The following is a 1,142-nucleotide window of genomic DNA, read 5'->3' as shown; positions in this document are numbered from 1 at the left end:
CATACGCTTATCAATCTGCCAGCCAACGATTCGGCGTGAAAATAAATCCATGACGATCGCGAGATACATCCAGCCTTCGCCTGTTTTCAGATAAGTCACATCGCCAGCCAAGATTTGATTTGGCCCAACCGGATTAAAGTTCTGGTTCAGCAAGTTATCTGCAACAGCATCACTGTGTTTACGCTTAGTTGTTGCCTTGTATGCAATGCGTTGCGTAACGACCAATCCAAGCTTAGCCATTAATTTTTGAGCGCTGTATTCAGTAATATCAAAGCCCTCTCTGCACAATCGTTTCCGCAGTTCTCTATAACCCAAACTACTTCGGCTTTTCTCGAAGATAGTTTTAGCTCTGCTATACAAATGTAACTGCTTTGGCGTAATAGATTTAGTTGGCCGTTTGAGCCAAGCATAATAAGCTGAGCGGCTAACACCCATTGCTTTGCAAAGTTTGATAACAGGATATGCTGAGGAAAGTTGTTGAATGGTTTGAAACCTTACTTGGTTTCCTTCAGCAGGAGGGCGCTGGCCTTTTTTAAAATCTCCTTTTCCATCTTCAGCTCTTTATTTTCCTTTCGGAGCCGAAGCAATTCAGCACGCTCATCTGTATTTAAGCCAGTACCAGATTGTTCCGCATCAAACTTGGCTTTCCAGTTGTAGAGCAACTTATCTGTAATACCCAATGAAGCAGCCGCTTTAGGAACGCTATAGCCTTGCTCGGTGACCAGGGCAACCGCTTCTTGTTTAAACTCTGTTGTATAACTTCTGTTCTTTCGTTTTGTCATTTAACACCTCAATAATTGGATTATATTCCTTATTGAAGTGTCCTGTTTGATTAAAGCAGATCACTATCAAAGATAGATTAGGATCTACACACTGTCCAGAAGAGACCAGTTAGATAGCACCCTTCTCACACTCATGGCATACGAACACAAAGATGGGGTCTACTCTATCGGGATTAGAACTTCATTTCGTCTAAAAAAAGGAATTGACGAAGGTGGATCATAACCGGCAATAATAGGCTGCCCAATGGCTTTGATATCCTGCTCATTCAACCAAGCCAATAGTTCGCTTTTCTTGCTTTCTATTGTGTCCTCGTCCAGCCAACCACTGAAGCGAATCGCTGCAACGGTGTAATCATTGAC

Annotated in this window: 3 protein-coding genes; all 3 read right to left on the bottom strand. The window is 42.6% G+C overall.

Translation table 11 applies throughout. From position 1 onward, the window contains the following. Positions 1 to 483, bottom strand: a 483-nt coding sequence (locus A3756_RS27145) for a DDE-type integrase/transposase/recombinase (RefSeq protein ID WP_231875470.1), incomplete at its 3' end; no start/stop codon positions are given. 11 nt (positions 484 to 494) lie between these two features. After that, the gene (locus A3756_RS03215; protein ID WP_068510178.1) at positions 495 to 782 is read right to left on the bottom strand and encodes a transposase; all 288 of its coding nucleotides are present in this window, start codon (positions 780 to 782) and stop codon (positions 495 to 497) included. A 159-nt stretch (positions 783 to 941) separates the two neighbouring features. Continuing rightward, the coding region (locus A3756_RS03210; protein ID WP_197481131.1) for a heme-binding protein at positions 942 to 1,142 on the bottom strand (201 nt) is incomplete at its 5' end.

It is taken from the genome of Oleiphilus sp. HI0086 (genome assembly GCF_001635225.1).
This window is presented reverse-complemented; position numbering and strand designations above follow the sequence as displayed.

Excerpts from the sequence above, each read along its gene's own strand:
- A3756_RS03215 (WP_068510178.1), bottom strand. The coding sequence starts at position 782 with ATGACAAAACGAAAGAACAGAAGTTATACAACAGAGTTTAAACAAGAA.